Genomic DNA, 9574 nt, shown 5'->3' with positions numbered 1-9574 from the left:
GGGACTAGCGTCGCATCCCAAGGTAAGAACTTGAACGCTTACTCTGAACGTAGACCGCGAAGGTCTGAGGCTGGTCAACTAAACTCACTGAGGTTTGAGGCTTTTACAAGCCCCATCCCCTTGTGGGTGGGGTTGTTGACGCTGCTGCTTACTGAAAAGTCAAGCTATTCTAACAGGTTGCCTCGACGACAGGGACGAAGCGTTGACGCTTTCACAGGGGGCACGTACTTAGGTGTCTTTGAGGCCTTCGGTGGGCAGTTGAATGATCACCGTTGTGCCTTGGCCGGGTTCGGAGTGAATCTGAAGATCGCCGTGGTGGTCTTCAACGATGATTTGATAGCTGGTGGCGAGGCCGAGGCCTTGGCCGCTGCCGATGGGTTTGGTGGTGAAGAAGGGTTCAAAAATATGCGATCGCGCCGCTGCATCAATGCCCACACCATTATCCTGAACGGTGATGGTAAAGCCGGTCTCTGTGGCATCAATACCCAGGGTCAAGGTGGGTGCGGCCTGATCGGGTTTGGCGCGGAGCGCATCAATGGCATTGGTGATCAAACTTAAAATCACCTGGTTAACCTTGCGGGCATAACAGACCAGATTGGGGATTGTTTGATAGTTCTTGACCACCTGGATCGGCGGCTCCGCATCGAGGCGATGGGTCAACAGCAGCAGGGTATTGTCAATGGCTTCGGCAATGTTGATCGTTTTGACATCGGATTCATCAAGGTGGGCAAAAATGCGCAGGGCGAGGATCAGCGATCGCAGCCGCTCCGTTCCCGATCGGATCGATTGCAGCACCTGGGGTAAATCCGCTTGGATAAACTCCAGATCCATCTCCTCTAAAAAGTCCTGCAAACCGGGCGACGGATTCGGTAACTCCGCTTGATAACGAGCGATCGCCTCAATCAACAGCCCCGCATAATCCGCCACCGGGTCAAGATTACCCGCAATAAACCCCACCGGATTATTCACCTCATGGGCCAACCCCGCCACCAACTGCGCCAACCCCGCCAACTTCTCCTGCTGGATCACCTGGGCTTGGGTCTTTTGCAACTCCAGTAACGTGTTCTCCAAATGTCCATTGGTGGTTTTCAGCGTCTCATTTTGCGTCGCCAACTGTTGATGCAACTGCGCCAACTGTAATTGATGATTGACCCGCGCCAACACCTCTTCCAACAGAAACGGCTTCGTAATGTAGTCCTCCCCCCCACTCTGAAACGCCTTCACCTTATCCTCTGCCTCATTTAGCGCACTCAAAAAAATAATCGGCACTGCCGCCGTCTGGGGATCAGCCTTCAACTGCTGACAGACCTGATAGCCCGTCATATCCGGCAAATTAATATCCAACAAAATCAGATCCGGCAGGAGAGATTTCACCGCCAGCAGCGCCATCTTGCCATTAATCGCCTTGCGCACCCCATACCCTTGACCCTGCAACATATCAGACAAGAGCCGGAGATTAGCCGGGGTATCATCCACAATCAGCAAATCAAGGACAGGGGATAGATGAGAGGGTGAATTCGGGGTTATGGGGGTCATCATAGGAGGGACTATTAAAATTCTGGAGCGTCAATGACGGGATAGATCTAAAGCATCAATCAAACGAGTTTTCAATTAACTCCCTTGTACAGAATACCAAGGCTTACATCGGGGAACTCTCGTCTAGATCAGAGGGGATCGGGAGTCCTAGCACCGGTTCGATCAACTCCACGATCGCATCAAAGCGAAATTGCACGGCTAATTCCGTCAGATAGAACATTAAGCTGGCACATTCCGGGGGAATCGCCTCAACAAGCCCAAAAATAGCCGTGTCATTCCCCTGGAGCGCAGCTTGATACACCTGATCAAGCCACTCGTGGGGCATTTGATCTAAGGTGGCGCGATTAAACTCCGTGCTTGAGTAGGTTGCGTCATTCTCTAGGGATGATTCGAGGGGTTCAGGATCGGCGTATAGATAGTCCACCTGGAGATGGGTGCGAATCACTTCAAAGAGTTCGGTTTCTTGGAAGGGTTTGCGGATAAAGTCATCGCAGCCAGCCGCGAGGACATCTTGGCGATCTTCTTCAAAGGCGCTCGCCGTTAACGCGATGATCACAATGTCTCGGCCCTGTTGTTGAGCACGGCGGCGGATGGTTTGGGTGGCGACATAGCCATCCATGACGGGCATGCGCATATCCATCAGGATTAAGTCCGGTTTCCAGGTTTCCCACTGGGCGATCGCTTCTTCGCCATTTTCGGCTTCGCAGAGTTCAAACCCCAGACGGCTGAGGAGTTGGTTGAGCAGAAGCCGATTGTTGGGTTTGTCTTCGGCGACCAGAATCCGGATTTTGCTTTGACCCGGAACAAGGCAGGCCACGGGGCGGGCTTCGAGTTCAGACCGGGCCAGCACGGTGCTGGCTTCGACAGGGGTGACGGCGATCGTAAAGCTAAAGGTGGCTCCACAGTTCGGTTGACTATCGACGGTGATCATGCCGCCCATCAGGTTGATGAATTTTTGACTGATCGGGAGTCCTAGGCCAGTGCCTTCTTGGGATTTTAACCCCACCGTGGTTTGTCCGAAGGCAGTGAAGAGTTGGTCATGTTCGCTGGGATCAATGCCGGGGCCGGTATCGGTGACGCTAAAGGTGATGTGGCCGGTATCGTTCGATCTGACGTGCAGGGTGACTTGGCCCGCAGTGGTGAATTTGACGGCATTGTTGAGCAGGTTAATTAAAACCTGGCGTAATTTTCCTTCGTCGGCACAGATGTATTGGGGGACCTGGGGCGATCGCTCCAAACTCAGAATCAAACCTTTATCCCGCACCTTTAACTGAAACATTTGATAGAGGCCCTTCAACAGTTGATGGAGGTCAAAATTATGTTCCACCAGTACCGTGCGGCCCGCTTCAATCTTAGACATCTCCAACACATCATTGATCAGGGTTAAAAGATGTGCCCCCGACTGATTGATAATGTCGAGATATTGTTTTTGCTCCGCCATCAGCGTCGCCTCGCGGGTCAGGAGTTGGGTAAAGCCCAAAATCGCATTCATCGGGGTGCGGAGTTCATGGCTCATGCTGGCGAGAAATTCACTTTTGGCCCGGTTAGCGGCTTCGGCGGCCTCTTTGGCGCGGGCCAATTCGCGGGCTTGCTGCTGACCTTGGGAAAAGAGTTCCGCCTGTTGGACGGCGACCCCTAACTGCGTGCCAATTTGGGTGAGAATTTTAATTTCCGATTCATTCCAGTGGTGGGGCCCGCTGTTGTGGTAGGCGCAGAGGAGTCCCCAGATTTTTTTGCTGGCAAAGAGGGGGACGATCAGGTAACTGCGGGCTTGGAGTTGTTCGAGCAGTTCAATGTAGCAGTCCGTAAATCCGGCTTGGTAGATGTCGGTGACGCTGTGATAGGTTACGCCGCGCCGATAGATATCGCCTTCGGTGTCTTTGAGATAGGTATCTTCGACTAAAGCGCGGTCGGAGCGTCCGATGCAATCGACGTTTTCGGTGGTTTTCCGGGTGATCGGTGGATCGAGTTCCACATCTACCACTGGCTGCCATCCGGCGGCGAGGGATTCGGCTACGAGTACGCCGCTCCAGTCGGGGTTAAAGCGATAGATTAAGACGCGATCGCACTCCAGCGCATGGCGCAGTTCTGCCGTCGTATCCCGGAAAATCGTCTCAAGATCCAAGGTTTGGCGCATTCGAGAAACGACGCGGGCGATCGCCTGCTCCCGTTGGGCATTTTTGCGGAGTTGCAGTTCAATCTGTTTCCGCTCGGTAATGTCGTGGATAATGCCCACGAGACTCGCTTCATGGTTCTGGCCTTGAAACGCAATCCGCTTTGTGGTGATCGTGCGCATCCGGTCTTGAGCATCGGTGAGGGTCATTTCCTCTTCTTGTTCTTCCCCGGTTTCAAACACGAGTTCATCCTGATACCAGATTGCATTGGCTTCGAGGGTCGGCAACAGATCGTAGTTGGTTTTCCCTAACAGTTCCGTTGGCGATCGCCCCACCCAATCACAAAACGCCGTATTCACCATTGTTAAACGATGGTGACGATCTTTCACAAACATCGGCTCGGTGATCGCATTTAACACCCGCTCTAAAAACTCTTGGCTGGCTTTGAGGGCGGATTCTGCGATCGTCTTTTGCGCAATTTCCGTCGCTAGGGTTTCATTAATCATCACGAGTTCATTCGTCCGATTTTCCACCCGTACCTCTAGCTCCGCTTTATTTTGGGCTAAATTCACTAACGCCTGTTGACGCTGCAATTCCGTCGATGCCCGCGCCGCAAAAATCGTTAAAACCCCTTGGGCTTGTTCGTCAAGAATTAACGGTTGACGATGGAGCAAACATAAATTTCCGACCACTTCCTGTTCACTATTGAGCAGTGGCATGCCCACAAAGCCTTCAGCATTCATCAGCGCTAAGAGCGGATCATTGGGAAACAACGCTTGGACTTTTTCGGGGACTTCACAAATGTCCTTCTTTTCCAGGGTGACAGCACAAGGCGTATCGGCGATCGCATAGACAATATTTTCACTCAAACACCCATGGGCCCAAATTGCCAAGGTTTGCAACTGGGGTTCATTGTTACCCTGTTGCAATTCCGACACCAACGCATAATCTACCTGGAGTGCCGTGGCTAAATTTTCCACCAACGCCTTGAAAAAATCATTACCGGTAGAGGATGCTGTGCTTTCCACAAGACGATGAAATATCATTTCTATGCGTTGACGTTCTTGGATTTCGGTTTGGAGTGCGGCGTTAATCTGTTCGAGTTCTTCCGGTGTGCGCAGGGCTAAAAATTGGGGGATGAGTTGCCACAATTCAAAGGCGGTGTAACAGGAAATCAAGGCCGTCAGCAACCGTTCAAACCCTGAGACCCAATAATTCGGAAACCATAATGTCCAAATATCAAGGGTGTGACCAATGCCACACAGGATAATAAAAGCGCCAAACAGGATCAAGACACGGGTTAACTTCAACTCCGGACGTTGGGCCACAAAATAGAGCAGCATCGCCGGAATCGAAAAATAAGCGATCGCAATCAACGCATCACTCATCACATGCAGACTCACCAATGGCGTTTGCCACAGGTAACAGGAACCATGGGGCATATAGGTTGATAGCATTAATGTCCTTAATCCAAAATCCCACATAAAACTTGAATAATAATGAATCCTTTGTACTGAGCAATTCGATCAAAGCTGAGAAAACCCAACCCGAAAAAACAAGGCGACTTATCCCATTAGCCACTACGATTTTGATTGGAGATATCTATAGCGATCCTAAATCAATCGGAGATCTTATCTCCTCATCAACAAGGGGCTTAAGCCCCTTGCCTGTTCATGAATCAAAGAGGATTGCTATAGCACTGATGTGTGGCCAACCTTCTCAATATCTCATGTTGTTTTCCTTACCCCATACAGCAGCATCAGCCATGGACTCCTCAGCATCAAATGATCAATACATTTAACTCGGAGAACTTCACAGTCCCCCTAGTTTAGGTGTGCTTTTGCGACAGAATAATGATTTTTTTCTCAAAATGGTATCCCCAAAATCCCAGTAATAGTACGAGGAAATAGAACATGATCACAGTTCAATCCTTAGAACCCACCGATGTAATGGCTCAATGTGTTGACATTCCCCGCTCTAAAGAGATAGGGCTTTCAGGCATCCTGCCCTCTTCGGTTAAGTCAGGCGGGATTGCTGGAGAGTCACAAGTAGAGTTTGGCTGACGACATTGAATGGTGATTGGACTTACAGGGGGGCTGACCCTTCAGAAACAATTGAGCACTCCTATTTTGACCAGAGATTGATTGCTCACAGTTCTATTTTAATGGTTTCAACTCCAGGATGAGCAGCGGGATGGGGAGCGATCGCCCTGCGATCTCCAACTTGGTAATCCCTGATACTGCAAGCATCGTCCGATCAACCCCCAACGGGCAAAAACATCAACGGAATGATCGCCGCTCGTGAAAAGATTCCGCAATCCGCCAATCACCCCGAATTCATTGCTATAGAATGATTGGGATTTAAACACCTATGCTCTACGAACTATGCCTCGTCGCAGTGACCTAAAAAAAATTCTGCTACTGGGGGCTGGCCCCATCGTAATCGGGCAAGCCTGTGAATTTGACTACTCTGGAACCCAAGCCTGTAAAGCCCTTCGCCAAGAAGGCTACGAGGTGATTTTAGTCAATTCCAACCCCGCCACGATCATGACCGATCCCGAAACAGCGGATCGCACCTACATTGAACCCGTCACCCCGGAAATTGTCGCTAAGGTGATCGAAAAAGAACGCCCCGACGCACTGCTCCCCACCATGGGGGGTCAAACGGCCCTCAATGTGGCCGTGACCTTGGCAAAAAATGGGGTTCTGGATCAGTATGGCGTGGAGTTGATCGGGGCGAAGTTGGAGGCGATCGAAAAAGCAGAAGATCGTCAACTCTTTAAAGAAGCCATGGCCAAAATTGGCGTGCCGGTCTGCCCGTCGGGGATTGTTAGCAATATGGATGAAGCTCGCACCATTGCAGCGGAAATTGGCAGCTATCCGCTGATTATTCGCCCGGCGTTCACCTTGGGCGGTACGGGCGGCGGCATCGCCTACAACCAGGAAGAATACGAAGAGATGGCCCAAGTTGGGATCGATGCCTCGCCGGTGTCTCAGATTCTCGTGGAACAGTCGCTGCTGGGCTGGAAGGAGTACGAGCTGGAGGTGATGCGGGATCTGGCGGATAACGTGGTGATCATCTGTAGTATTGAGAACTTTGACCCGATGGGGGTGCATACGGGGGATTCGATCACCGTGGCTCCGGCCCAAACCTTGACGGATAAGGAATATCAACGGCTGCGGGATGCGTCGCTGAAGATTATCCGCGAAATTGGGGTGGAAACGGGGGGATCGAATATTCAGTTTTCGGTGAATCCGTTAACGGGGGATTTCATTGTGATTGAGATGAACCCCAGGGTGTCGCGTTCTTCGGCGTTGGCCTCGAAGGCGACGGGCTTCCCGATCGCAAAATTCGCGGCGAAACTGGCCGTCGGCTACACCCTCAATGAAATTTCCAACGACATCACGAAGCAAACCCCCGCGTCCTTTGAACCGACGATTGACTATGTGGTGACGAAGATTCCCCGCTTTACCTTTGAGAAGTTCCCCGGTTCGGAGCCGGTGCTGACGACGCAAATGAAGTCCGTCGGGGAGGCGATGGCGATCGGACGGACGTTGCAAGAGTCGTTCCAGAAGGCGTTACGATCGCTCGAAACGGGCCGCTATGGCTTTGGCTGCGATCGCAGTGAAGCCCTGCCCACCCTCTCCCAGGTGGCGGCCAACTTACGCACCCCCAACCCCGATCGCATCTTTAGCATTTACCACGCCATGAAGCTGGGGATGTCCGTGGAAGAAATTCACGACCTCACTGCCATTGACGTTTGGTTTTTGGATAAGTTGGCGGATCTGTTGGTGACAGAACGGCTCTTGAAACAAACGCCCCTGGCCGAAATTACAGCGGTGCAGATGCGCCAAATTAAACAAAAAGGGTTTAGCGATCGCCAAATCGCCTTCGCCACCAAAACCACCGAAGACGAAGTGCGCACCCATCGCAAAGCCCTCAACATCGTCCCCGTCTACAAAATGGTGGACACCTGCGCGGCGGAATTTGAAGCCTTCACCCCCTACTACTATTCCACCTACGAACCCGACGAAAGCGAAGTCACCCCCTCGGATAAGCCAAAGGTGATGATTCTCGGCGGCGGCCCGAACCGCATCGGCCAGGGGATCGAGTTTGACTACTGTTGTTGTCATGCGGCCTTCTCCCTCAGTGATGCGGGCTTTGAGACGATCATGGTCAATTCCAACCCGGAAACGGTTTCCACGGACTACGACACGAGCGATCGCCTCTATTTTGAACCCCTCACCAAAGAAGACGTACTCAACATCATTGAGGCGGAACAACCGGCCGGGATCATTATTCAATTCGGCGGTCAAACCCCCCTAAAATTGGCTTTGCCCCTGCAACAGTATCTCAACGATACCCCCGACTGCCCGACGAAAATCTGGGGCACATCCCCCGATGCGATCGACACCGCCGAAGACCGCGAACGGTTCGAGAAAATCCTTCAAGAACTGGAAATTCTCCAGCCCCCCAACGGCATCGCCCGCAGCTATGAGGAAGCCTTGGTGATTGCCAATCGCGTCACCTATCCCGTGGTGGTGCGTCCGTCCTATGTCCTCGGCGGTCGGGCGATGGAGATTGTGTATTCTGATCCTGAACTGGAACGGTATATGACCTTTGCGGTGCAGGTGGAGCCGGATCACCCGATTTTGATCGATAAATTCCTCGAAAATGCGGTGGAAGTGGATGTGGATGCGATCGCCGACAAAGACGGCAACGTCACCATCGGCGGCATCATGGAACATATCGAACAAGCCGGGATTCACTCCGGCGACTCCGCCTGTTCGCTGCCCTACACCACCCTCACCGATGCCGCCCTTGAGACGATCCGCACCTGGACGGTGAAACTCGCCAAAGCCCTCAACGTCATCGGCTTGATGAATATTCAATTTGCCGTCCAAGGCAACACCGTCTACATCCTCGAAGCCAACCCCCGCGCCTCCCGCACCGTGCCCTTCGTCTCGAAAGCGATCGGCGTGCCCCTGGCGAAAATGGCCTCGCTGGTGATGTCCGGGAAAACCTTGGCGGAATTGAATTTCACCCAGGAAATCATCCCCAAACATGTCGCCGTTAAAGAAGCGGTCTTACCCTTCAAAAAATTCCCCGGCTCCGATACCCTCCTGGGGCCCGAAATGCGTTCCACTGGGGAAGTGATGGGCCTCGATACTCAATTCGGTACGGCCTACGCCAAGGCGGAACTGGGAGCCGGTGAGGTCTTGCCATTGACGGGGACGGTGTTTGTGTCAACGAGCGATCGCGACAAGCCCCTCGTGGTCCCTGTGGTGAAGGACTTCATCGAGTTGGGCTTTAAGGTGATCGCCACGGTGGGAACCTACCAATTCCTGAAAGATAATGGCCTGGATGCGGAATTGGTGCTGAAACTCCACGAAGGCCGCCCCCACGTTTTAGACGCAATCAAAAACGAACAAATTCACCTGATCGTTAACACCCCTTCGGGCCAAGAGGCCCGCGAAGATGGGATGCTGATTCGCCGCACCTGTTTGGCCTATCAAATCCCCTTGGTGACCACGATCGCCGGAGCACGCGCCACCACCGCCGCGATCCGCTCCATGCAGCAGCAACCCCTAGAGGTGAAGGCGTTGCAAGACTACATCATGGGTTAATCCTTAAATCCGCAAAGGTGCGATCGCACTCCCTGCCCCGATGGGGGCGGGGAGTTTTTTTGAAGGGGTGCGATCGTTCTTCTTCCCCCGTTGGATGAGTCATTCGCAGTGGAAGGAAAGCGAAAAAGTGACGCTTAGAACCCTCTGGCATCAATACTTATCTTAAATGTGCAAAGAAGACTCCCACTATAAAGCGAGTCCGAGTAGAGTTACCGAAGGTAACGGCGGACATGCCTTTTAGTGGCGAGATGAATTTGCACCAACAAACAAATCGAGCGACAGCGAGTCCTTTAATTG

The 9574-nt window shown here is 52.4% G+C and carries 4 protein-coding genes; 2 read left to right on the top strand and 2 right to left on the bottom strand.

All coding sequences use genetic code 11. From position 1 onward, the window contains the following. Positions 1-228 precede the first annotated feature (228 nt). Together PN477_RS11470 and PN477_RS11465 are read right to left on the bottom strand one after the other, a co-directional pair. The gene (locus PN477_RS11470) at positions 229-1539 is read right to left on the bottom strand and encodes a hybrid sensor histidine kinase/response regulator (protein WP_272115519.1); all 1311 of its coding nucleotides are present in this window, start codon (positions 1537-1539) and stop codon (positions 229-231) included. A gap of 100 nt (positions 1540-1639) precedes the next feature. Then, positions 1640-5107: a GAF domain-containing protein gene (locus tag PN477_RS11465; RefSeq protein ID WP_272115517.1), complete on the bottom strand. Its 3468-nt coding sequence runs from the start codon at positions 5105-5107 to the stop codon at positions 1640-1642. Positions 5108-5139: 32 nt separating this feature from the next. On the opposite strand from PN477_RS11465, the gene PN477_RS11460 reads away from it, so the two are divergent. Both PN477_RS11460 and carB read left to right on the top strand, forming a co-directional pair. Then, a complete protein-coding gene (locus PN477_RS11460) occupies positions 5140-5451 on the top strand; it encodes a hypothetical protein (RefSeq protein ID WP_272147292.1) in 312 nt (103 codons plus the stop codon). 583 nt (positions 5452-6034) lie between these two features. Beyond that, positions 6035-9277: a carbamoyl-phosphate synthase large subunit gene (carB, locus tag PN477_RS11455; protein ID WP_272115515.1), complete on the top strand. Its 3243-nt coding sequence runs from the start codon at positions 6035-6037 to the stop codon at positions 9275-9277. The last annotated feature ends 297 nt before the right edge of the window (positions 9278-9574 follow it).

The sequence above is a fragment of the Spirulina subsalsa CS-330 genome, from assembly GCF_028330765.1.
Lineage (GTDB): Bacteria > Cyanobacteriota > Cyanobacteriia > Cyanobacteriales > Spirulinaceae > Spirulina > Spirulina subsalsa_A.
This window is presented reverse-complemented; position numbering and strand designations above follow the sequence as displayed.